The sequence below is a fragment of the Candidatus Nitrospira nitrosa genome (assembly GCF_001458735.1).
Classification (GTDB): domain Bacteria; phylum Nitrospirota; class Nitrospiria; order Nitrospirales; family Nitrospiraceae; genus Nitrospira_D; species Nitrospira_D nitrosa.
This window is the reverse complement of record NZ_CZQA01000001.1, coordinates 1043092-1065639: the sequence shown is the minus strand read 5'-3', so window position 1 is coordinate 1065639 and position 22548 is coordinate 1043092. Positions and strand designations below refer to the sequence as shown.

General features: G+C 54.2%; 18 protein-coding genes and 1 tRNA gene. 7 read left to right on the top strand and 12 right to left on the bottom strand.

What is annotated here, in order from left to right; all coding sequences use genetic code 11:
• Window position 1 precedes the first annotated feature (1 nt).
• Genes COMA1_RS05080 through COMA1_RS05070 form a run of 3 tightly spaced genes read right to left on the bottom strand, consistent with a single transcriptional unit; the run spans window position 2 to window position 1515 of the window.
• Window positions 2-388 (bottom strand): hypothetical protein, encoded by a 387-nt coding sequence (locus COMA1_RS05080; protein ID WP_090744677.1) that lies wholly within the window; start codon window positions 386-388, stop codon window positions 2-4.
• 15 nt (window positions 389-403) lie between these two features.
• Complete coding sequence (locus tag COMA1_RS05075) at window positions 404-904, bottom strand: GNAT family N-acetyltransferase (protein ID WP_090744674.1); 501 nt, start codon at window positions 902-904, stop codon at window positions 404-406.
• Window positions 901-1515, bottom strand: coding sequence for a DUF502 domain-containing protein (locus COMA1_RS05070; protein ID WP_090744671.1), 615 nt, complete (start codon window positions 1513-1515; stop codon window positions 901-903). Before COMA1_RS05070 ends, COMA1_RS05075 begins: the two co-directional genes overlap by 4 nt.
• Before the next feature lie 132 nt (window positions 1516-1647).
• Here COMA1_RS05070 and COMA1_RS05065 point away from each other — a divergent pair, with 132 nt between their 5' ends.
• The gene (locus tag COMA1_RS05065; protein ID WP_090744668.1) at window positions 1648-1908 is read left to right on the top strand and encodes a Trm112 family protein; all 261 of its coding nucleotides are present in this window, start codon (window positions 1648-1650) and stop codon (window positions 1906-1908) included.
• A 721-nt stretch (window positions 1909-2629) separates the two neighbouring features.
• Here COMA1_RS05065 and COMA1_RS05055 read toward each other — a convergent pair.
• From COMA1_RS05055 to COMA1_RS05040, 4 genes are all read right to left on the bottom strand, one after another.
• Window positions 2630-2998: a hypothetical protein gene (locus tag COMA1_RS05055; RefSeq protein WP_090744662.1), complete on the bottom strand. Its 369-nt coding sequence runs from the start codon at window positions 2996-2998 to the stop codon at window positions 2630-2632.
• A 329-nt stretch (window positions 2999-3327) separates the two neighbouring features.
• Window positions 3328-3651 (bottom strand): hypothetical protein, encoded by a 324-nt coding sequence (locus COMA1_RS05050; RefSeq protein ID WP_141654226.1) that lies wholly within the window; start codon window positions 3649-3651, stop codon window positions 3328-3330.
• A 312-nt stretch (window positions 3652-3963) separates the two neighbouring features.
• Window positions 3964-5253: a 4Fe-4S dicluster domain-containing protein gene (locus COMA1_RS05045; RefSeq protein WP_090744655.1), complete on the bottom strand. Its 1290-nt coding sequence runs from the start codon at window positions 5251-5253 to the stop codon at window positions 3964-3966.
• Window positions 5254-5341: 88 nt separating this feature from the next.
• Window positions 5342-8779, bottom strand: a complete 3438-nt coding sequence (locus COMA1_RS05040; RefSeq protein WP_090744653.1) for a molybdopterin-dependent oxidoreductase — start codon at window positions 8777-8779, stop codon at window positions 5342-5344.
• A gap of 521 nt (window positions 8780-9300) precedes the next feature.
• Here COMA1_RS05040 and COMA1_RS05035 point away from each other — a divergent pair.
• A tRNA-Gly gene (locus COMA1_RS05035) sits at window positions 9301-9375 on the top strand.
• A gap of 96 nt (window positions 9376-9471) precedes the next feature.
• Here the strand turns inward: COMA1_RS05035 and COMA1_RS05030 are convergent.
• The 4 genes from COMA1_RS05030 to COMA1_RS05015 all read right to left on the bottom strand — a co-directional run bounded on the left by COMA1_RS05030 (window position 9472) and on the right by COMA1_RS05015 (window position 15408).
• Entirely contained in the window at window positions 9472-11670 is a 2199-nt protein-coding gene (locus COMA1_RS05030; protein ID WP_176697864.1) for a transglutaminase TgpA family protein, read from the bottom strand.
• The gene (locus COMA1_RS05025) at window positions 11660-12781 is read right to left on the bottom strand and encodes a DUF58 domain-containing protein (RefSeq protein ID WP_090744647.1); all 1122 of its coding nucleotides are present in this window, start codon (window positions 12779-12781) and stop codon (window positions 11660-11662) included. Before COMA1_RS05025 ends, COMA1_RS05030 begins: the two co-directional genes overlap by 11 nt.
• Before the next feature lie 234 nt (window positions 12782-13015).
• Window positions 13016-13957 (bottom strand): AAA family ATPase, encoded by a 942-nt coding sequence (locus COMA1_RS05020; protein WP_090744644.1) that lies wholly within the window; start codon window positions 13955-13957, stop codon window positions 13016-13018.
• Between the two features lie 140 nt (window positions 13958-14097).
• Complete coding sequence (locus tag COMA1_RS05015) at window positions 14098-15408, bottom strand: hypothetical protein (protein ID WP_141654225.1); 1311 nt, start codon at window positions 15406-15408, stop codon at window positions 14098-14100.
• A gap of 127 nt (window positions 15409-15535) precedes the next feature.
• On the opposite strand from COMA1_RS05015, the gene COMA1_RS05010 reads away from it, so the two are divergent.
• The 3 genes from COMA1_RS05010 to COMA1_RS05000 all read left to right on the top strand — a co-directional run bounded on the left by COMA1_RS05010 (window position 15536) and on the right by COMA1_RS05000 (window position 17880).
• Window positions 15536-16540 carry a ChaN family lipoprotein gene (locus tag COMA1_RS05010; protein WP_090744638.1) on the top strand — a complete coding sequence of 335 codons (1005 nt, stop codon included), beginning with the start codon at window positions 15536-15538 and terminating at the stop codon, window positions 16538-16540.
• A 132-nt stretch (window positions 16541-16672) separates the two neighbouring features.
• Window positions 16673-17575 (top strand): SWIM zinc finger family protein, encoded by a 903-nt coding sequence (locus tag COMA1_RS05005; RefSeq protein WP_090744635.1) that lies wholly within the window; start codon window positions 16673-16675, stop codon window positions 17573-17575.
• A gap of 122 nt (window positions 17576-17697) precedes the next feature.
• A complete protein-coding gene (locus COMA1_RS05000; protein WP_141654224.1) occupies window positions 17698-17880 on the top strand; it encodes a hypothetical protein in 183 nt (60 codons plus the stop codon).
• 72 nt (window positions 17881-17952) lie between these two features.
• Here the strand turns inward: COMA1_RS05000 and COMA1_RS04995 are convergent, their stop codons facing one another.
• Complete coding sequence (locus COMA1_RS04995; protein WP_090744629.1) at window positions 17953-18639, bottom strand: arylesterase; 687 nt, start codon at window positions 18637-18639, stop codon at window positions 17953-17955.
• 83 nt (window positions 18640-18722) lie between these two features.
• Between COMA1_RS04995 and COMA1_RS04990 the strand changes: the two genes are divergently transcribed.
• The gene (locus COMA1_RS04990; RefSeq protein ID WP_090744626.1) at window positions 18723-19499 is read left to right on the top strand and encodes an ABC transporter ATP-binding protein; all 777 of its coding nucleotides are present in this window, start codon (window positions 18723-18725) and stop codon (window positions 19497-19499) included.
• Entirely contained in the window at window positions 19496-22165 is a 2670-nt protein-coding gene (locus tag COMA1_RS04985; protein ID WP_090744623.1) for an ABC transporter permease, read from the top strand. Before COMA1_RS04990 ends, COMA1_RS04985 begins: the two co-directional genes overlap by 4 nt.
• Window positions 22166-22548: the final 383 nt, after the last annotated feature.

Sequence of the window (22548 nt, the reverse complement as noted above, 5' to 3'; positions counted from 1 at the left end):
ATCACTCCCCAAATGGCCAGAATCGGAAGGCTAGTGCCTCCGTGCGTTTCGATGCGATCACATCTTCGACGATCCCCTCACGGTTGAGGATCACGAAGAGGTCGTCACTTTTAATGGAAAGGCGCGAAAAGTTGAGAATGATCAACAGGAGGCTCCCGGCCTTGGCATCATATCGGTAGTACTGAAAAACGTCTCGACCATTGAGTGGGAGCAACCGATCTGGAGCGCCCAACAGGCGAATGACTTCATCCTTTGTGGTGATTCCCTTTTGAAGCGCTGCGACGGTGTCTGATTTGATGTCGTCTCCGAGCGTCCCTCTACTGAAGGCGCAGCCTTGTATGAGTATGGTAAGGACCAGCAGAGTATAGACAGATTGAACGATCTTCATATCGAGTACTCCTTTTCAGGGATTCGGTCGCTGATGGCCCAGTATGAAATCTTGTTCATAAACCGTATAGGCAGAGGGACTGAGTCCCACACGTCGATAGACAGTTTGGGCGTGCTGATTCTGGTGTTCAACATAGAGACGAATCCCACAAACTTGTGGATCTCCCTTGGCTCGGGTGGCAATGTGCTCATGCATGGCTCGATAGACACCACGTCGACGCCACTCCGGTGTAACATAGACGCTCTGAACCCACCAAAAGAGCCCGTTGCGCCAATCACTCCACTCAAAGGTGATCATGAGTTGACCGACAGCGGTGGGAATGGTCTCAACGGGAGTTTCCGCCACAACGTAAAAGCCATACTGAGGATGTGCCAAGAGTGCGAGTGCACCGTCTTGGAGCCGATCGCGATCCAGTCTACGTTGTTCCGTTTCGAGAGCCATGGCCGCATTGAAATCGACAATTGTCTGCACATCGGCCACGGTGGCTGGCCTAATGTTGAACACATTGAGATTCATGATCTTGGGAGGATGGCCGGGGACGGGGTAAGCCATCCGGCCCGTGGTCTGTAAAATCCAGCCGAGAATTCCATCTTCATGGCCTCCTCGAAGGGCAGATTAATTGGTTTGAGGGCGATGTCCGGAATAAACGCCAAATACCCCGTAAATGGATGAATGGCAGTCGGAACAAATACCATCACAAGTGTATGGGACTGGTCTACTTGAAGGGCCGGGGGGGCTGTACCCATGACAAATCCTAAGGCCCAACATCCATCACGCGGAAATGGAAATGCGACGACCCGGCTCTGCCCAAATCGGGAGCGAAAATTGACGAGGTCCGTCATGCCTTTTAACGTGAGGTAAATACTTTGCACGAGCGGGATCTGTTCAATCCGCCGTTCCACTCTTTCGAACAAGCCACGAGAGATCATATGATCGCCGATGACTCCGACGAGAATGAGCAGAAGCACTAAGAGCAGGAGGCCAAGGCCAGGAAAAGGGTAGACCAGATATCGGCCTACCACACTATCAAGGGCGGTAAAAAGGGTCGACAGGATCAGCAGCGTGGCCCAGGCCGGCAGAATGAGAATGAGCCCAGCCACACAGGTTTTCCAGAAGGCTTTCACCATGTTCCGTTCCCGACCACCAGTTTTTGGTAGTCTACCAGATTTCTTCAGTGCTGGAGAGCTCTTGAGACTTCATCGTACTTGGTGGCATGATACAGGATCGTGCATGTGTCAACTGTGGGGAGGATAGAGTCTATGAATATCAATCCGGATCTGCTGGCGATCCTCTGTTGCCCTGAGACAAAACAAAAAGTGACGGCCGCAGACGACTCCGTCATCATTGCGCTGAATACATCGGTCACTCGAGGTGAATTGAAAAATAAGGGCAACCGACCAGTTACCGAACCCTTTGAGGCGGGGTTAATCCGCGAAGACGGAACGCTTCTGTATCCCATCCGCGATCATATCCCGGTGATGCTGATTGAAGAAGGAATCCCCCTGTCGCAGATTCAGTGACGGTCTCTCTACTGAATATTTTACTTCTGGGTTCATACCCTCCCGGATCGTCACCATACTACTAAAAACAGGCCTGCTGAAATCATGAAAGGGCTGTCGCCCATGCGGCTTTGCATTCATCACCCCTCCCACGCGCGTAGACTTAGTCTCTGCACACCGCTGCTGCCTAGGAATCGATCTTACAAATGATCGATGGCTGTAAGCTCGTGGCTAAGCCCTTTGCCAAGTGAGCCTTGCTGCAGGATTGCAGGGATCAGGGTGCGACAATGTGAACGGGTCTTTCAGGATTCTCAGTCTTTGACCCGGTGGAGGTCCCACACTGCGCACAAAGATATTCGTAAAGATTTCCGCTGGGAAGAACGAGAAGCAGTCGCTCTCTGGTTGGTGTTGCAACTCGGCAACGGGGACAGTAGAGAAGCGAGGCGTTCAAGGAACCAAACTGATCCTGCTGACCCGTCGGTGAAGAACGAGGCCGACTTCGTGGAGGCTGGGGGCGACCTGGGACCCAGGGCATCCCTGGCTTACGAGGTGTTTGAAACATAGCCCATTTTATTGAGATTCGTGCTGCAGGGTCAAGTTATTACGGGTTCATCCGCGCCCTGACCGAACTCGCTGATGAGGATCCGTTGGCAACATGTCAGAACTAAGGCACAGGACTTAACGGGGCCCCCAGTCAACATCGCTGAGCTGATGCATGCCCCGTTCAGAAGGAACGTTTGTCCTAGGCGGGAGTTTTAGCAGACTCGATCTCAGTCGCAGTAATCAGACTCGAAAGGTAATCCGCAACAAAGTTGAGAGCCTCTTCACGTCCATCTGCCCTGCGGCCCTTTTCCCGCCTTTGAACTGATAATTCATGTTCCAGATCGGACTTCACTTCGCCCAAGATACGCTGAAGCGAGGATGGCGTGAGGTTAGCATCCATCTCCTCAAGTTCTTGGCAACGATCTAGGACCCAATTCAGACCCTCAATACGGCCGGCATAGTGCTCCTGCTCCGCAGTATCGATCCGTGCCATTGCAGTGGCAAAAGTTTGTGCCTCATAGATCAGGTTATAGAAGCTGGTGACCGCACGTTGTAGGGATGGATTCATAACACTCCTTTTCCAGTAGATGAGGAGCAATTATACATCAGATTACGAGTACAACAAGGAGAATTTTTGTCCCATTCGAATCTGTGAGGCCTCCTCCCACCATGACCGCGGTCCGTTCCTGTATGATTTTGCGCAATTTTGCTACATAGAGTGGCCCTTTGTATGATGAACAGAACAAATGCTCATCGCAAGTGTGAATCTGCTCGTTAGGGCACTCCTGCAGGATGGAGCGGTGAGATAGTGACGAAGCTATCCAAGAGGATTACATCGCCACAATGTTCACTATCGGCTGAGTGCTTGGATGATGAAGTAGGTGAGTGGTATTGCGCCTAGGTGAAGAGTAGTGATTCAAATTCGTTCATAAAACCATAATAGAGAGGTGCAAAGTCTTTTAAGCACTCGGGACTGGTCTCCTTCAATTTTTTAAAAAAGAAAACCTGCGCACGAGGGTCTAGCTGCTCCAGAAGTTGACTGAGTTCACCCATGGTATAACTCCCTGATGGAACACTGAGAATATAGTGAACGAGTCGTTCAACGAATTGCTGGGCGATATATTCACCGGTGAGATATCCATCGGGTAGCTCGCCCGTAGCGAGTAACTCCTTGAAGGGAATAGCTTGAGCAGCAAAGGGAACCGTTTCCTGCTGTTTCACGGTCACGCTGAAGTAACTCCGGGGTTGGAAGGCACAATGATAATCTAGAAAAAACTTTACTGGAGGTCCTGCATGCCGTCAAGTGTGCAGAAGATTCAGGGAGGGCTGAGTCGAAAGACTGATCAGACAAGGGGAATCAGGCTCTAGTTCTGGCGGTGAGATGGCCGTATCAACGAGGTGGACTTGGTATGTGATTGAGAATGACCGCCCATCGGCGCCCTTTCTCAGGAGAAACACCGATTGAAAAGTAAGAGGGGCGGAGCCCTTCTTCGGAACCCCACCCCTCGTTCTACCGGTCTCGTCCGTACCGACTTACAGCCAGGTCACCCGTTCGGCCGGCCGAATGTAGATCGGCTCTTCCACCTGAATCCTGGCCACTTCTTTCCCGGACTTATTGAAGCCCAGGACCGTGTCGTTGTACATCTCAAAGCGCTTGCCGTGAATCTGGGTCTCGAACACTTTCGGCCCAGGAATCACATCGTACCGGAAGACGATCTGCTGACTGGCTCGCCAGAGCTGGAGCACCGCGAGGAGCTCCCGGCTTGGAACCAGGTACTTTTCAATGGCATTGTCCACACCAGGCCCAAACATCTGGCGGGCATACCCGCGCGGGGAATGCCGCGGTGGAATGTAATAGCCGTTGGGCTCCGTCCCCCACTGGGGGTACAACGGCAAGGCCACCTGCTCGACCCGAATCGTGTAGTACAGCGGGTGCCACCGATCCTCCGCCCACAGCCCATCCTCGCCGATCCGCATCAAACTCTGCATCCGGATCTTGCCGACACAGGCCGCCATACACCGGGTTTCCATCGGTTCTCCCCCGGTCAACGGATCTTTGCCTTCGATCCGAGGATAGCAGGCGATACACTTTTCACTGACCCGGGTCGTCCCTCGATACATGGGCTTCTTGTACGGACACTGTTCCACACACTTTTTGTACCCCCGGCATCGATTCTGGTCGATCAGGACGATCCCGTCCTCAGGACGCTTATAGATCGCTTTCCGCGGGCAGGCCGCTAAACAGCCCGGATACGTACAGTGATTGCAGATCCGCTGTAAGTAGAAGAAGAAGGTCTCATGTTCCGGCAAGCTGCTGCCGGTCATCTTCCAGGGTTCATCCCGTGAGAACCCGGTCTTGTCGATACCTTCCACCAGCGCGCGCATGGAGGTGGCGGTGTCCTCATAGATGTTCACAAACCGCCATTCTTGGTCGGTTGGAATGTACCCGATCGCCGCTTGCCCCACCTTGGCACCCGCGTCGAAAATGGTCATCCCCTCAAACACCCCGTACGGCGCATGGTGTTTGCGTCCCACCCGGACGTTCCAGACCTGTCCGCCGGGATTGACCTGCTCAATCAGCTGGGTGATCTTGATGTCGTAGAACTGGGGATACCCCCCATAGGGCTTGGTCTCCACGTTGTTCCACCACATGTACTCCTGCCCCTTCGAGAAGAGCCAGGTCGACTTATCGGCCATACTACAGGTTTGGCACGCTAAGCAGCGGTTGATATTGAAGACAAAGGCAAACTGCCACTTCGGATGCCGCTCCTCGTAGGGATACAACATCTTTCGTCCCAGCTGCCAGTTATAGACTTCAGGCATGGTTTCCTCCGTGATTCATCATAGGCTCTTGTCGAACTTCGTCAGCCCTCACCGATTGGGCAAGGGCTGACCGGTACGCCAATAGCATTTAGACCTTAATCTTAATGTGCTCACCTTTCAGCCACTTAATCATGAACTCGTTCTCTTGGCCCGGCGTAAATCCGGTGCGCACCGGTTCCCAGGGACCACGAGCCCCGATCCCGCCGTCCTCCGCCTTGGTGATCCGGATGAGACATTCCTTCGGCACCGTGTTGATCGCGTGGTGATCGACCTGATAGCCCCATTTAAACTTCCAGGCAATTGCGTGTTTGCCAGGAAGTGAGTCAGTCTGGTGCATCGGCATGAGCCAGTTTCTGGTAAAGGACTGTTGGGCGCCATACCGGAAATTCGACTGATACCCCGTGTCGATGGCAATGGCCCGTCCATCTGGTCTGGTCTCGTGTCCTTTGACCGACTTTGGCGTGGAGACATACGGCGCATGTTTTGCCATGGTCACGTGATACGGATAAGCCGGGTTGTACTTGGCCCGGATCATGAGTCGAGCTACTTTGTAGTACGGATCGCTCGGTTTCCATCCACGATAGGGACGATCCACCGGGTTCCCATCGACGTAGACATAGTCACCGTCGTTGATGCCACGGTCCTTCGCCGCCTGTGGGTTGATGTGAATCTGGTGTTCGCCGACTCCCGGCGTCCGTTTGTCCATGCGATAGGGATCACCGAAGTTCGACTCATAGATCTGCACCCAGTCGTTCACCGACCATTGGCTATGAACTCGGTGCCGCGTCTTTGGCGTCACGCAGTAGAACTGATAGCCCTTCTCCCACAACGGGTTTGAATGCCGCACAATTTCATGCCATGACAACTTGATGTTACGAACAGTCTTATCGTCATGGTGCTGCGCCGTGATGGGAATACCATAGTCATCCGGACGGCAATACGGATTGGTCGTGAAGATCGCGTTCGGGAGGTATGGCGTTGCCTCCGGTCCCTCACGATGGGAGATGAAGTTCTCTCCGTACTCGATTGCTTCCGGTTCGATACGGTAATTCTCGTACCGACCGCTGCGGGTCCACATGGGCTTGGACTCGTTGGTTTCCTCCCAGAACGGATGCCGCGGGTAGGTCCGGACCATGACCATCCAGCCCTTTTCCGACTTCAACATGACATCTGCGGAGTAGCCGTAGAAGGTGCTGGATGCATCGAGCATGCGCTGCGCATAGACGTCCACGCGGTTGGCGTAGACCATGGCGAAGTAGTCCTTCATGCGCTTGTCGCCGGTCATCTCGGACAGTTTTGCCGCAACCCCGGCAAAGGTATCGAGGTCGTTTCGAGTGTCGTACAACGGTCTGATTCCACCCTTCCAAATTTGGACCCATGGGTTGGAGACCGTGATCGTCATCTCCGGATAGGTAAATTCCATCCAAGAGTTGCAGGCAAAGGCAATGTCGTTATGATTCACGTCTGACGTCATTTCGATGTCCTGCGTGATCAGAGTTTCGATGTTCGGATCGACGTTGCGCACCATGTCGTAGTGGTGCTTGGCGTTGTTGAGCACGTTGACGTTCACGACCCAGCGGAATTTACTGGGGGTCGGCATGTGCGTTTTACCGGTGAACACCTTACGCCCATACTTCGGAGTATTGACAATCAAAGCCGTATCGCCGTGGTTCCAATACCCAACCTCTTCGCCGTAGTAGTAGGACTTGGTCTTGATTTCTTTCCCGTGGGCATTCGGATCCAGCGTAATGTTGAATGGATCTTCACCCGTGTGAACTGATAAGCCAGCGCCGGACCATGGTGTAGCCGTCCAGCAACCCGCCTTATAGTTACCAGCCCAGGTATGCTGCCCAGTGCCGAACTTGCCGACGTTACCGGTTATGATGAGCACCATGGCCGCCGCACGACCATTCGGCGTCATGTGGAAATAGTGCGTCACACCTTCTCCGTTGTGAATCGCGGCCGGCTTGATCGTGCCCGAGTCGCGTGCCCAACGTACAATGAGATCCTTCGGAGTTCGGCAGATTTGATGCGTGGTATCCAAATCGTAGTCTTGGAAATGCACCAGGTACATCTGCCAGACCGGCATCGCATCAACTTCACGACCGTTGAGCAACTTGACCCGGTAGGTCCCGTTGAGGGCTGCATCGATTCCGCTATTGATATAGTGCCATCCAACCTGTTCACGATGGAGCGGGACTGCCTGCTTCTTGTTCAAATCCCACACCATCATGCCGCCAAGCCGTTCGACATCTTGCGGCTTCAGAGCTTGAATCCGACCTGAATAGCTCTTAGAGAAATCAGGGAACTTATAATCAGCTACGACGTCCCGAGGATCCAGGTACTGAAGAGTATCCGTGCGCACCAAGATCGGAGCATCAGTAAACTGTTTCAGGAAGTCAACGTCGTGCATATTTTCGTCGATGATGATTTTCATGGCTCCCATGAAGAGAGCGCCGTCGGACTGTGGACGGAGAGGCATCCAGTAGTCGGCTCGATAGGCCGTAGGATTGTATTCCGGCGTAATGACAACCACGCGTGCACCACGCTCAATGCACTCCAGCTTCCAGTGAGCTTCCGGCATCTTATTTTCAACGAAGTTCTTCCCCCAGCTGGTATTCAGCTTGGAAAAGCGCATGTCCGCGAGATCGATATCCGACCCCTGAACACCGGACCAGAACGGCTGTGATGGGTTCTGATCTCCATGCCAGGTGTAATTCGACCAGTAACGACCACCCTGCGCTTGCTCCGGACTGACTTTCCGAATCCAGGTATCCAACAGCGCATTGATCCCGCCGTTCATACGGGTGTTGCCCATTTTACCAATGATACCGAGAACAGGCATACCGGCACGATGCTTAAAGCACCGCGTACCAGCCCCCTTCATCATTTCGATCATCTCAGGCGCATAGCCCTGCTCGCGCAACCTTCTAGCTCCAGCCTCGCCGGAGTAGCGTGTCGCAATAATGATCATGGCCTTAGCAGCATAGGTAAACGCTGTGTCCCAGGAGACACGGAGCATATCGTCCAAAAAACGGCTGTCGAATTTATACTTGCGCTTGGTGTCAGGCGTCAGCTCGGGCGATCCATCGTCCATCCACTGCTTCCAGCCCTTTCGCATGAGCGGGCCCTTGAGTCGGTAAGGACCGTATACACGACGATGGAACGTAAAACCCTTCAAGCACATGCGCGGGTTATGCGCGAAGGTCCCACGGTTCCCATAGAGATCTTCATAGGTTTGATGGTCATAGTTCTGCTCGACACGCATGACGACGCCGTTTCGGACAAAGGCCCGAACGCGACAGGCATGGGTGTCATTGGGAGAGCAGACCCACGTAAAGGATGAATCATAACGATATTGGTCGTGGTAAACACGCTCCCATGACCGGTCCGGATAATCACCCAGTGGATTTCCGACCTCGATCACCGGTTGGAGCGCCGTCAATGCCAGGACCTTGTCCGCCACGGCTGCAGCTGCAACCGTACCGACAGAGACCTTTAGAAATTGTCGACGTGACAAGAACATTGTGAATACCTCCTCACATGATGTGAACTTGAACGAAGCTCTTTATTAAACGATGCCCTTTATTCTTCCAATTTCAATGGCGATTTGACTCGGACGTAATTTTGAAAATGGGAAACACGCATTCCACTACCCGCTCAAACGCCTCAATTCGATTGCCAGCAAGATTCGAACCAATAAAACGGAAGCACGTTTCTATTCAAAGAAAATATATTTAACTATTTAATAATATTAATATTTATTGAATAAATTGAACGACGATGCCCTATCATTACATCGCAGTTGAAATGAGTAGCCTGCGTAGCAATCACTCTGAAAAGCAGAGGTGATAGATTGCATAAGTAGCTAATAAATAGATTATAAATTGGCTTGTTTATCAATTTATTACGCCACGCTTTGTTATGTTACATATTCGTAACGACTTAATGAGTTGCCGAACTAGATTTGCTCTAGCGCATTGCGTAGGATTCGTGGCTTGACAGTCACTGGAGAGGTCAGTACACTCCGGCCTTGGTCGTTCGCGAGCGGGAATAGCTCAGTGGTAGAGCATCGCCTTGCCAAGGCGAGGGTCGAGGGTTCAAATCCCTTTTCCCGCTCCAACATCTTTCCAGACAATCCCTCCCCTGCCCTAGAATTTAGGCTTGTGCTTGTCCGCCGATGGGATCGCGATCTAGGTCTTGCCGGGGCTTAGAGCGTCACAGAGGCGCTTTCCTTAGTTCCAGTAGGCGATGGAGGTGGTCTTCCGCACGCTTCAAGTCCTCATGAGTAAGCGGAATATGACCGAACCTGGTCCGGCAATACAGCTCTGTAATCGACGCCACCGCAAAATGGGCTTCCCGCCAGCGAGCTTGAGTGATCTCGACCAACTCAAGTGGTGCGATAGCCGTAGAGCTTGAAAAACCCTGCCCGGCCAGATAGGTACGCATGCGACGGTAGTATTGCGCGATGACCAGTTCATTGTCCTGATCCTTTTTCCAGGGACTCCAGGCTGCCCACGGTCGCCTCCTACGTAACCAGAAAAGGATGGCTAGACTTATCACTGCGAAGCCAAGAAACTCTCCCAGAAGCCCAATCCTGACCTGAGATAGATCGTGGGTCACGACCCCACTCAAAAGCGTCATGAAGACGCCGAACAGGGCAGTCATAGAATCCAGCGCTTTGTTTCGGACCGACATCCCTTCGGCTTTTAATTCCCGAACCACGGCCAGTTGATCGGCTGCGCTATACTGTACGAACAATCGGTTCCATTGGAGCTTGATGTTATCCACGATGGGTCCAAGAACTTTCCATACCGAGCCTCCAGCCGTTGGATTGTCTTCGGTGGGAGTTGGATCCATCCTGATCCACCCGGAATGCGGCAGATACACTTCGACCCACGCATGGGCGTCCTGCTGTCTGACGACGTAGTAATCTCCGTATTCGTTCCATTCCGTGGCCATGAAGCCTGTCACCAGACGAGCGGGAATTCCAATGGTTCGAAGCATAATGACCATCGCTGTGGCGTAGTGCTCGCAGTACCCGGTCTTTCTCGCGAAAAGAAATTCTTCGAGCGGTTGCTGCTGCTCGGCAAGCGGTGCATCCAGACTGTAACGGTAGTTACGGGTTAAATACGCTTGAATCGCCGTAACCTTTTCATATGGGCCCTGTTGCCTCTCCGTCACTTCTCCCGCCAATGTCTTGATGCGATCCGACTGAAAGGGAAGTTGCAAATACTGCCTGACCACCGATTCGGGATAAACCCCGGACTCGGACCCGAGATCCGCCGGGACCAGCACATTAGAACGAGACACGACGGTATATTCGATTCGGGACGAACTCGGAAAGGGTAAATAGACCGCACCGGTTGCGTCAAAGAAGAGACTGGGGAACATCCCTGTTACGCTTTCGATAAACGGTGCGGCAAACAACACCGTCGTATCCAGTGGCTCAAGAAGAATTTTCTGTTGGATCGCCTCACCAAGCTGAGACCGCGAGACCGTTCGTTTTCCCCGAAACGTGAAGGTACCAGGGCTTTCCTCGATGAGACTCCGTCGATAGCTCAGTTGATTCGTCCACACCTTGCCATCGTACCGATCGAAAGACATCCCTCGAATATAGAGTGGTCTGGCATCATGAAGCGGGCTCCTGGGCAACTCGACTCGCATCACGATACTGGGGTCCCGCTTGATGGATCCGATCGCACCTAAGTTCACCTTATCGGAAAACCCAGACATGCGAAGATTTTCCCCAAATCCTTTCTGGTAAATCCCCGCGTTGACCCGTGGGATGGTGAAGAAGATGATCACGGTTATGAGGAAGGCCCCAAAGGCCAACCCATTCGCTATCCAAAAAAGTCGCGGGGAAACCCGGTGGCCTCCTTCATGACTCTCAGGTCGGATAGACGCGGGCATCCAGGCATTGCCACTGACCTCCGACGTCTTGGTCAACTGAAACAGAAGAAGGGTCCAGACTCCGGCGAGAAGATAGATCGAAAAAATCGGGATGAACCACAGATCCGTCGTGAGAGATCCTGAGGCGAGCATTGCGACCAGACTGATCGCATAGAGATGCAGATAGTCGCGGCGAAGTCGGAGGTTGAAGAGCTTGATGACCATCAGAATCATCAAGAAGTGTAGCCCGGCTGGAAGTAGATCACCGGAGACCCACAAGAGGTCGATCCAAAAGCCCACAAAACCGCCGAGCACGATCAGATTCCATCCAATTGCTGACACGGGCATCTGCGTGGTCAGTCGATCGACCGGCTTCATTCCCATATTTCGTAGGAGCACTGCGATCAACGTCGCGCCGGTCAGTGCGGCCAGCCACTCCGGTAACCCGGCCCCCAACGTCAGTCCAATGAAGGACGCAGACGCCAGCAGGATGGAGGTTAAATGAAGAGCCTGACTAAGCAGCATGGCCTGCTCCAGGAATGAGTTCCCCATCGATCAGAATATACGGAAGCTCAGTCTCTCCTGCATCAGATTCAGACCAGGCTTGTATGACAATCACCGCTCCGCCTCCTTCAACCGTGGAATGAGCGTCCGTCCAGTTGTCCTGCTTCATGGACTCTGCCGTAGGAGTGACTCGTTGGCAGAGGCCCAGCATACGAAGGAGGTCAAGACGATGCGCTTCTCCCTGGCCAAACGACGAGCGCTCTGACCCTAGACGCAATTGGATGGAGTAGCCGTGGTGAGTCAAATGCTGAACCAGAGACGCAGCTAACGAGACTGCGCGCTCAAACGGGGCGTCATGACTCGCCGGAGCGCTTGTGGGAACACAGATGATCGCGCGGCGTTGCTCCTCTGCCTCGGTCTCTCGAATGGTCAACTGGGAGGTCCGTGCCGTCGTCGGCCAATGAATACTTCGGGAGTCATCTCCTGCCTGGTACAGGCGAAGATTGTAGAGATCGTTGCCGTGCCCCCGTCGATGAACGGCCAGTTCGTACCCCGCAGCGAAGAGACCACGCAGAAGACGTTCATGAACCGGCCGGAGCTCAGGACACACCACGACGGTGTCCTCCAGCGGGTAGAACGCCCGTTTTGTGAAAAGCCCGAAGGGAAACTCCGTGCTGATTCGCACACCGTTCAACAGCAATTTTCCACGATGCGTAGGAGTTAGCTGGTAGGAGAGCACCTGACTGGCGCCCGGAGGAAGGGAGTGAATCTCCAGGTTCGGGGAGAGGCATTGATTGTCTCTGACATCACTCAGGGTCAGCGAAAAACTGGTTAATCGCGACTTTCTGTTTTTGACCACGATCGCAGTGGTGACCGGAGTGTTGATAAAGAAGAGATCCGGCAGATGTCGTCGGACTTCAAGTCGTCGTAAGCAGTATTCCGCCGCAACGCCTGATATCAGAATGAGACTCAACATCATGGCCAGGAGCAGATAAAACAGGTTATTCCCGGTATTGATGGCCGCAATACCGATTGCCAGCACAAAGATCAGGAATTGGAGCCCTTCTGACGTGATCCGTGTGGAGCGATACCGGAAGACTCGATGGGTGAACGTCGGCAACTGAAACGGCATATCCCACCAACTCTGAGAGGGCTACCAAAGGACAGAGACGCACGGTCCCGTATCATTCATCACGGTTCGTCGAGAAATCGCCAAGCCGCGTTGTAAGCCCATCTCGCGGAGCCCGGAGGAGCTGAGACGTACTCGTGCAGGACGTCGGAAGTCCGTGGGACAAACCCGCAGGCTACCGGTCTGTCGCAACAGCGAATCGGCAATTGCAACAGATCTGTTCATGAATAATGCAGACTAGACCGGCACAGGAATCGTGTCGACTAAATCGCGGATGATGCGTTCAGCTTGCTCAAAACTTCGTTGGTGAAGACCAGCCTGACGTGCCACCATGATGCGGTGAGACAGCACGATCGGAGCGAGCTCTTTAATATCGTCCGGCAGGCAATAAGTTCGTCCGCGCACGAGCGCCAGGGCTTTCGCAGCGCGACTCAATGCGAGCGCTCCCCTTGTGCTCACCCCGAGGGCCAGGAGCTCGGACTGCCTGGTACTCTGGACAATGGCTAGGAGATAGTCGGTCAGGCTTTCCTCCATAAAGACTTTGTCGACCTGGTCCTGAAGCTGGACCACCTCTGGAGCGGTCAACAGTGGGAGCAACTCTTCAGCTGGGTGCAGAGATGAGGCTCGTTCAAGAACTTTCTTCTCCTCTTCCGGTGCCGGATAGCCGATGCGCAGCCTCATCAAGAACCGGTCGAGTTGTGACTCCGGAAGTGGGAAGGTTCCATGATACTCGGCAGGGTTTTGTGTCGCGATGACCATAAACGGCGGACTGAGCGGATACGTCTTATTGTCGAACGAAATCTGCGCCTCACTCATCGCCTCCAACAGGCTGCTCTGAGTCTTCGGCGTCGTACGATTGATTTCATCTGCCAGGACAATGTTGGCGAAAATGGGTCCGGGGATGAACTCAAACGCCTGCTTCTGCCGATTGAAAATCGAAACGCCCACAATGTCAGACGGCAGCAGATCGCTTGTAAATTGAATGCGTTTGAACGAGCAGTCCAACGATCGTGCAAGGCTATGAGCCAGTGTGGTTTTGCCGACTCCCGGAACATCTTCGAGAAGGAGATGCCCGCGAGCGAGCAGTGCGACGAGGCACATCTCGATGACATGGGGTTTCCCTTTGATCACCCGGGCAATGTTCTCCTGAATGGCCCGGATGGTCTCCGTAGAAGTCATGATGGGATTAGAGTCTGGAATACTGGAGAAACGCGTGGTGATCGAACACGATCGAAGTCTAGCAAAGGGCCTGAAGACGGTCAATGAATCGCGTGATTCGCACGTCTGTGAGATCGCACCAACGCTGAATTCCACCTAACTTACGCCGGAACAAGCGTAAGCAGCCAGGGCGGCACTTCCTCAGTCATGGCGGAAAACTTTCGGGCGGTACTGCTGGCAGGCATGCCTGCGAAGGTGGCGCCACGACTGATGCGAACGTAGCGAAAGAGCCTGGTCGATTGATCTGTGGAAGCCGACAGATCCGCAAGAGGCCACCGCCGCCGAAGGATTCCTAGGTCGGCGAGCACCACCGACGCACCAATCGGTAGGCTCGTAAGCTGATCGTAGATCCCACCAAATATGGCAGGAAGGTTTCCCGCATGAAACGGTTCGTCCTGGGGACGGTAGCGTGGATCATCCAGCAACTGGGCCAGGATTTCCCAAAACACCTGGTCGTCCACTGAACCCAGCACCACGAGAGAACCCCGCTGCACGAGCAGCTGCAGCAACGCCAGCGGGCCAATGATATCAAACTTCCAGGGTGGGAAGAGCAGGGCACGAGTCCCGTGCAGAACTTCCAACGCCGGTTCTTTCCCAAAGCACGTCAGGCGAAAGGCGCCCTTGGTCCGTTGCAGCTCCTCGTGAATGACCGCAGGCGAGAGCCGACTCGGTTCGTACGCAAACGTCGGCGTGGCCGGAGCCCAACAGGTGGCTACAGTATAACGCGGCGCGAGGAGGTCTCGCCCATCGAGCTCATTCAGGTTGAATACGTCTTGATGACCAAAAAAGGCGAAGGAGAGCTCCTGGCTCTGTTGTAATCTGTGCAGTCTACCTGAATCGGCGTGAAGGGGGCCGCCTAACTGTGATTGCGGGTCGAGCCGATCCACCCCATGGAGAATAAGCGGCCGATCGCGCTGATGGAGCTGGGGCCCATACTGATCGGCGAGTTCTTCGGCGAACGATAGGTCCCCCGTACCAATATCGAGCACAGAGGCCACATCAGCATGCATGAGGAGATCGAACGGATTGGTAAGGCCACGCACTAATCCCTCTATCGCCTCACTCGAGAGGGAGCTCATCGGCCATTTCGAGGTTGGCGCAGGCACTAAACCAAATGCAATGGTGAGTGCCCGCATGGCTTTGGCAGGCGGAAGACCCGTCACCCGTTTGAGATACTCTCCGTCGAGATCTTGCACACGCTGCGGTCGTTTCTCCTCAAACAATTGGAGCAAGATCGCTTTCACACTGTCAGGAAGAGGCTGTTCTTTAATGGCAGAGATGAGGCGATCAACCGTCGAGGTGAACGTCATTTTTTCGAGCAGTCCCCTTGAAGCATCCCACTGTTTAGGGACACGGTGTGCCTGCCGACTAACGTGACGACGAAATGACTCGAATGGGTCAGCGGAGTTCATGGGGAGGGCAACAGGTCATTGACGGTGAGGACGCACACATCTCTTCCGATGGACCAGCATAGTGGGCCACCAACTTTGCCGTCAAGGCGGCTTGTTCGTCTGAGCTGCAGTATGGTAGGAGTGCCCTATGCATGCGTGGCTGGTCCTGCGTCGATGTAGGGGGATTGTCCTGGCTCTGAGTTTCGTGCTCTGGCTCCTCATTGCTTCCGCAAGCGGTGCCATGCCACCGCTTGACTCACCGACAGTCGAACCAGCCGTGACATGGCAGCCCTGGCATATCATCGATACCCGAACAGGCCACGTTGTCGCCTTTCCTGAATGGATTAAGGCTCTGGAGCAGGCAGAGATTATCTATCTAGGTGAAGAACACCACAACCCCTACCATATCGAAGCCGCCTTGAAAGTCTTAAACCAGCTGCTCGCAGATCGGATTTACCCCACCATCGGCATGGAAATGTTTGGGTGGGACGGTCAAGAAGCCTTGGACTCCTATGTCTCCGGCATCCAGGCAATGTCGGACGAGTTTTTGGAAGAGGTACGTTGGAAGCAAAACTGGGGGGGGGAGTTTAGCGATTATGGGCCGCTCGTCACGTTTGCTCGCGAGCGGCAGCTGCCTGTCCGTGCCATGAATCCGCCGAAGCCACTGATCCGCCGCATCCTAAAATTTGGGCTGGAACCGGTGAAACTCGAACCCGAGTGGGCGGCATCAGGCATGGCGCAAGAAGAGATTGTCGATGATCCCGCGTACCACACCAAAATCATCGATCAGCTGCGTCGGTGCCATGGCGGAACAGAGGAACACTATCGAACGATGTATGAGGCGTCGATGGTCCGTGATGAGGGTATGGCCAAGACTCTAGTCCAGAGACAGGAAGAAATCCGTCGTGCTGCAGACGGGTTGCGCCGCATCATCTTGAGCTACACAGGGGGCGGACACATCCAATATGGTCTCCCAGTCCCGAAGCGCGTGGCGAGACGACTGTCCGGCGACGTCACGCAAACAACCGTCTACATGATGTCATTCGAACCAAGCCGGGCCGAAGACGTTCAAGCCCATCTGGACGATCCCATCGCAGACTATATCTGGTTGACCCCGATGGGAAAACCAAACCCCACCAAACCTTGCAAATAGTCTTATTTCCCCAACTGTTGCCCGTTACCCTACGGTAAAGGTGCACGCTACTAAAGACTAATTGACACTCTCCAGGTCGGTCGTCAAACTGACGCCATCATGGCCTTCAGAGGAGTATCAAGGACCCACCCCATGACAAACAAAATTCCCTGCTGTGCTGAACGACTCAATCTGTTGGTTCCACAAATGATTCAGGCGGTCTCGGAGGCTGCTGCCTACCACGTCGCCTGCCAATACGTGACGGAGAAGAGGGTCCGTATTGCCGAAGCAAGCGACTCTCAGATCTCGTCAACCGTAATCGGTAACGCCGGTCTCTACGAGCAACACGTCAATCTAAAGGACGGATACCTCTTTTCAGCATGCTCCTGCTCCGTACCAGAAGAGCCCTTGTGCCGCCACTCTATCGCAGTCTTACTGGAGTACCATCGATGGAGCACTCCCCAAGCGTCCTCTACATCGGGCATACAGAAAGAATCCCCATCCCGGCCACAGACCAACCATTCTCACAAACCCTCACCTTTGACCTTGCAGTCGTCCGTGGCCGATATTAAACTAAGTGAGATCCTGAAATTTGTTGAATGGTTGCAGCCAGCGATGAAGGCCATTGAAAAAGAACAGCCGCTGCCTCCCTCTCCCGTCATCGAAGCAGGAGAAGTTTCAGCATGGATCCTCGCGATCAAGAGCCTAGAGGATCGGCGCCGGGAAACAGAGGATGTGTTAGCGACTTTAGAGGCAGAACTGCGAGATCGTAAGGCTTATGCCGGACGCCTCACGCAACAGCTCCAGGCCTCCGTGGCAGAACTCAAAACTGCCCAGACGACCACTCGTGATCTTGAACGTGAAGTCAGCACCTACCGGGCCAGTCTCACGAAGCTCGGAGAATTGACGAACGAGGTAGCACAATACGATGAGCAGATTCGTATGGCAGCCCGTGAAATTCTAGAGAAAGGGTCCCACTTTGACAAGGTTGCAACCTCCTTCAAGGAAGTCGCCGAGGAACTTCAAGCCGTAGCCAAGACCACTCCTCAACCATAACGGGTTTTTCTTTCTTCTCCTTGCCTTTCTCCCCATCAGGTGCTGCCTCTTGCACCATCCGGTCGATGTCCAGTAAAATACGGCCACTTTTTGTCTTCTGTGGATTTAGAAGGGGGAAGAAGATGATGCAGTTATTTTCACGAACCGGACTCTTCACCGGGGTCTTACTGGTCCAAGCATTGCCAGCGATGGCAAATGTGTCGGAAGGGCCTCCGGATTATAGCGGGGTCACCGGCCTGTATTACACCCTGATCGCGATCGTTCTCATTTACGGCGTCTACGACACGTTTTTTAAGAAGTCCTAAACCATCGCGGTTTGGGGATCCACCGTAGGGTCTGCTATTTTTGTGTTGCTTGAGAGCTGGACGAGCAGCCTCTTACTCACGAGAGTTGAGTAAGAGGCTGAGCTTCTGTGGTTTTTCGTTTAATATTGGTATGAGGGTCTTGAGTAGATTCTCTACGACGACCTTGTACCCCTCGCCGGTCGGGTGAATACCGTCAGCCTGATTCAGTGAAGAGCTCCCGCCAACCCCTTCAAGAAAAAAGGGGATGAAGGGCACCTGCTGTTCTCTTGCCACAGTCCGATACATGGCTTCGAATCTCGTCGTGTAGTCCTGACCATAATTCGGTGGCAATTTCATCCCGGCCAATACGATCCCCACACCAGCCCCTCGCAACCGCAGGATGATCTCGCGAAGGTTGTGCTGCGTTTGGTCGACGCTGAGTCCTCTGAGTCCATCATTCGCACCCAATTCAAGAATGACGAGGTCCGGTTTGTTCGTGAGGATCCACGACACACGTCGCAGGCCTCCGGCGGTCGTGTCACCACTCACCCCGGCATTGATGACCCGATACATGTACCCAAGTACATCGAGCCGTCGTTGTAATTGGGCCGGGTACGACTCCTCGACTGATACCCCAAGTCCCGCAGTCAGACTGTCTCCAAAGGCCACGATCCTCGGTCTGGTATCCGGCGTGGAGGAGGAAGCCCTTGCTGGTGTAAGGTACCAGGAGACTATGGCAAGGGCGAACACGATTAGAACAAGAGTTCTACTGAGCAGCATAACGTACTCATCACTCGCACCTACATCCCAGACAGTATACTATCACTCCGAGGGTTCTCTCCTCTGAAGAAACACAAGGCTGTATGATCTCAGTGCAACAGGTTTCAATGGTCTTAGTCGCTGCGGGACAGGCGGTCACGATTCTTGATCGCATCAGTTTTACCATTCCAGCTCAACAGTCGGTGGCGATTGTGGGGCCGTCCGGAAGTGGGAAGTCAACGCTATTGGGCCTGATGGCCGGGCTCGACCACCCAACATCCGGTTCGATTATTCTGGATGGGACCGATATCACCACCATGACCGAAAGCCGAATGGCACAATTTCGGCGGGAAAAAATTGGGTACATCTTCCAATCGTTTCACCTGATCCCTACCCTCACGGCCATTGAGAATGTCGGGGTCCCCTTAGAGTTGAGCGGGGAGAAGCGAGCCGGGGATCGGGCAGCAGAGCTACTCTCCGCCGTCGGATTGTCCGACCGGATGGGGCACTATCCCGTCCAGTTGTCGGGGGGAGAACAGCAGCGTGTCGCAGTCGCACGGGCTTTTGCCTGTCGACCACCGATCCTCCTGGCCGATGAGCCGACGGGTAATCTTGACAGTGCCACCGGGGCACAGGTCGTGGAGTTGCTGCTGTCATTGCACCGCGATCATGGGACCACCTTGGTCCTCGTGACCCACGATGTCGCACTCGCAGCATTGATGCAACGGGTGCTGTCTCTTCGCGATGGACGGGTTGAGTCCGACACCCGACCCTCGCCTGTGGAGATCACCGACGGGATTGCTCCCGACGCATTGGTCAATCATCCACCCTATGGAACCGAGCATCCGACTTCTGTCCTCCCCTCAAGATTCCGCTCATGACTCCCTTCACGTTCACCATGGCATGGCGTGAGACGCGCTCGGCGTGGCGACACTTTGTCTATTTTTTAGTCTGTATCGCTATTGGCGTCGGTGCGTTGACCGGAGTGTCGCTCTTTGGAGCGGAAGTGGAAAAGACCGTGAACAAGGAGGCACGGAGTCTTTTGGGCGGCGATCTTGAAATCCGACTGTCTCGCACCATCAGCCCCCAAGGGCAGGCGATCTTGGACTCATTGAGTCCACGCGGGATATCGCTCACGCATGTGAGTGAGCTGATCGCGATGGCGGCCAAGAGTGATTCCTCCCCAAGCGGGCAGCCGACACAAATTGTGGAACTCAAGGCCGTGGAACCAGAATATCCGCTCTATGGCACGATTCGCTTGGAACCCCAGGGCAATCTCGCGGAGCTTCTTGACCAACAGGCCGGTCGATGTCAGGGTCGTCCCACTTTTGGCGTAGTCGTTCAGGAATCGCTTTTGATCAAGATGGGGCTCCGGATAGGAGAATGCCTCAAAATCGGTCAGGGCCTTTTCGGTATCACTGGGGTGGTCAGAACTGAACCGGATCGTATGGCCAACGCCTTCAGCCTCGGCCCCCGGTTGTTGATATCTCGAGAAGGTCTTCATGCAGCTGAGCTGGTGAAGGTGGGCAGTCGCATACGCGAGCGATATTTGCTGAAAATTCCGCCCAACCTTCCCACCGATCCGCTGCTCTATGAGCTGCGTGGACGTCTGGAATTGGATGCCGCTCGCGTGTCGGGTTATAAGGACGCCCAACCGCAACTAAAACAATTTTTGGACCAGCTGACCCGCTATCTTGGTCTGATTGGGTTGACCGCATTGTTTATCGGCGGATTGGGCGTGGCGACCTCTGTGCATGCCTTTGTGCGAGAAAAGCTGACGACCATTGCTATCCTCAAAACGATCGGGGCTGATTCTCCGACGATTATCCGCACCTATGCCCTTCAAGCCATGATGCTCGGACTCGCCGGTAGTCTGATCGGTCTGGTCGTCGGAGTCTTACTCCAGCAAGCGCTTCCATGGATGATCGCAGCCTTGATGGCGTCGGACCTCTTGGACCAACTGGGATTCACTGAAGGCGGGTTGAGCATTTCGCCTGTACCCCTGGTGAAGGGATTGGCCTTGGGCCTGTTGTCCACACTGCTCTTCACCCTGTGGCCTCTGTTAACCATTCGTGAAGTGAAGCCCGCGCGGATTTTTCGTCGAGAGATTGTCCCCATGGCCCCTCCGGCCAGTCAGAACCCACAGCCATGGTGGAAGGCCTGGCGAAAGATCGATCAAGGGAAAGGCATCACGTCGATCGGGATCGGGCTGGGCTTGGCGCTCTTGTCAGTGTGGCAAGCCGGATCCTGGCGAGTGGGCGCACTCTTCATCGCAGCTTTTGCCGGAGCTGTTGTGCTGTTGGGGCTCGCGGCCCGCGCTCTGCTCCGCGTCCTCACAAGATGGCCAAGACCCGATCTGCTCATCTTTCGCCAAGCGTTAGGCAACGTACTGCGACCTGGAAGTCAAGCGGTGAGCATCACCATTGCCATCGGCATCGGTGTGATGGTTGTAACGACTGTGTCACTGGTCGAACGGTCGCTCCTTGCGCAAGTCGGCGAGAACCGACCGAGCGATGCACCCACATTCTTCTTCATCGATATCCAACCCGATCAGACCGAAGAGTTTGTTCGTCTGTTACATCAACGGACCAACGACCCAGCTCCTCGATTAACGCCATTGGTTCGATCACGGCTCGCCTCGATCAAGGGCCAACCCATCAAGCTCGAAGCATTATCCGAGGCTGAAGAACAGAAAGAAAAGTCTGAAGCCAAAAAGGAACAGCGAAAAAAATGGTACCTCACACGCGAGTATGTCCTGACGTTTCTGCAGGAGCTTCCCAAAGATAACCAGGTTGTCGCGGGCGAGTGGTGGAAACCTGGCCAGACCTTCACGACACCACTCATTTCGATCGAAGAGGAGGCAGCTACGCAGCTCGGCCTCAACATTGGGGATACGATAGAGGTGGATATCCAAGGGGTCTTCGTGATGGGAGAGATCGGGAGCATCCGCAAGGTGGAATGGGGAAACTTCTCGACAAATTTCTACATGATCTTTTCCCCTGGATCCCTTGATGGAGCCCCGCATACCTATGTGGGTACAGTTCGTGTCTCGCCATCCGAAGAAGTGGTACTACAACAGGCGGTGGTCACGGCCTTTCCGAATGTGACGGCTATCAACATGGGCGACATGCTCGAGAGCTTCGCGCGGGTGCTCGATCGGCTCTCCCTGGCTATTCGCGCGGTGGCCCTGTTCTGTGTCTTGTCCGGTTGCTTTGTGATGGCAGCAGCATTGGCTGCGACTCGTTATCGGCGATTGTATGAGTCGGTCATTCTCAAAGCCTTGGGAGCAACTCGAATGGTGATTGCCCAGTCGTTTGCGGTTGAATATGCTTTACTCGGTGCATTGGGCGGGCTGTTAGGGACCGTGCTGGCGAGTGTTCTCTCCTGGGCAGTCCTTGAGACCGTGTTCGATCTTTCGTGGAGCCTTCACCCAGCGATTCTGGCATCGGGCTGCGCGGCTACTATCATATTAACCGTGCTTGTGGGTTTTTTCAGTACCTACCGGATCCTGGGGCAACCTCCCCTGGCCGTCCTACGGCATGAGTAACTCTGGCGATAGAACCGCCTGCTTGAGTGTCTCCCGTCCTGCTTCAACATCGAAAAAGCCATCGGTACCTCCTCGATATCACTCAAGTCGGCTCTCGTCCCTACTGAGGTGTGATAAATCTCGGAGGGTAGATACTCGATCTGCCAAACCTACCCGAATACACAATGGGATCAGTAGTCTTGTCCGCTAGACACCATGATTAGATACTCCCAGGAGATTTCTCTACTGGCATCCTAGCGGCATCACGGTGTACGCCCGGACTCTGACCTCATCGCCCACAACAGATCACCCTTGATGGTTACAGCAAGTAAACAACAAGATGTACGGCTGACCGTTTCGGATTTGTATGGCCTATACATTCGCAACCATCCGAATCCTTCAGC

Excerpts from the sequence above, each read along its gene's own strand:
- COMA1_RS05080 (WP_090744677.1), bottom strand. The coding sequence starts at position 388 with ATGAAGATCGTTCAATCTGTCTATACTCTGCTGGTCCTTACCATACTC.
- COMA1_RS05075 (WP_090744674.1), bottom strand. The coding sequence starts at position 904 with ATGAATCTCAATGTGTTCAACATTAGGCCAGCCACCGTGGCCGATGTG.
- COMA1_RS05070 (WP_090744671.1), bottom strand. The coding sequence starts at position 1,515 with ATGGTGAAAGCCTTCTGGAAAACCTGTGTGGCTGGGCTCATTCTCATT.
- COMA1_RS05065 (WP_090744668.1), top strand. The coding sequence starts at position 1,648 with ATGAATATCAATCCGGATCTGCTGGCGATCCTCTGTTGCCCTGAGACA.
- COMA1_RS05055 (WP_090744662.1), bottom strand. The coding sequence starts at position 2,998 with ATGAATCCATCCCTACAACGTGCGGTCACCAGCTTCTATAACCTGATC.
- COMA1_RS05045 (WP_090744655.1), bottom strand. The coding sequence starts at position 5,253 with ATGCCTGAAGTCTATAACTGGCAGCTGGGACGAAAGATGTTGTATCCC.
- COMA1_RS05040 (WP_090744653.1), bottom strand. The coding sequence starts at position 8,779 with ATGTTCTTGTCACGTCGACAATTTCTAAAGGTCTCTGTCGGTACGGTT.
- COMA1_RS05030 (WP_176697864.1), bottom strand. The coding sequence starts at position 11,670 with ATGCTGCTTAGTCAGGCTCTTCATTTAACCTCCATCCTGCTGGCGTCT.
- COMA1_RS05025 (WP_090744647.1), bottom strand. The coding sequence starts at position 12,781 with ATGCCGTTTCAGTTGCCGACGTTCACCCATCGAGTCTTCCGGTATCGC.
- COMA1_RS05020 (WP_090744644.1), bottom strand. The coding sequence starts at position 13,957 with ATGACTTCTACGGAGACCATCCGGGCCATTCAGGAGAACATTGCCCGG.
- COMA1_RS05015 (WP_141654225.1), bottom strand. The coding sequence starts at position 15,408 with ATGAACTCCGCTGACCCATTCGAGTCATTTCGTCGTCACGTTAGTCGG.
- COMA1_RS05010 (WP_090744638.1), top strand. The coding sequence starts at position 15,536 with ATGCATGCGTGGCTGGTCCTGCGTCGATGTAGGGGGATTGTCCTGGCT.
- COMA1_RS05005 (WP_090744635.1), top strand. The coding sequence starts at position 16,673 with ATGACAAACAAAATTCCCTGCTGTGCTGAACGACTCAATCTGTTGGTT.
- COMA1_RS05000 (WP_141654224.1), top strand. The coding sequence starts at position 17,698 with ATGATGCAGTTATTTTCACGAACCGGACTCTTCACCGGGGTCTTACTG.
- COMA1_RS04995 (WP_090744629.1), bottom strand. The coding sequence starts at position 18,639 with ATGCTGCTCAGTAGAACTCTTGTTCTAATCGTGTTCGCCCTTGCCATA.
- COMA1_RS04990 (WP_090744626.1), top strand. The coding sequence starts at position 18,723 with ATGATCTCAGTGCAACAGGTTTCAATGGTCTTAGTCGCTGCGGGACAG.
- COMA1_RS04985 (WP_090744623.1), top strand. The coding sequence starts at position 19,496 with ATGACTCCCTTCACGTTCACCATGGCATGGCGTGAGACGCGCTCGGCG.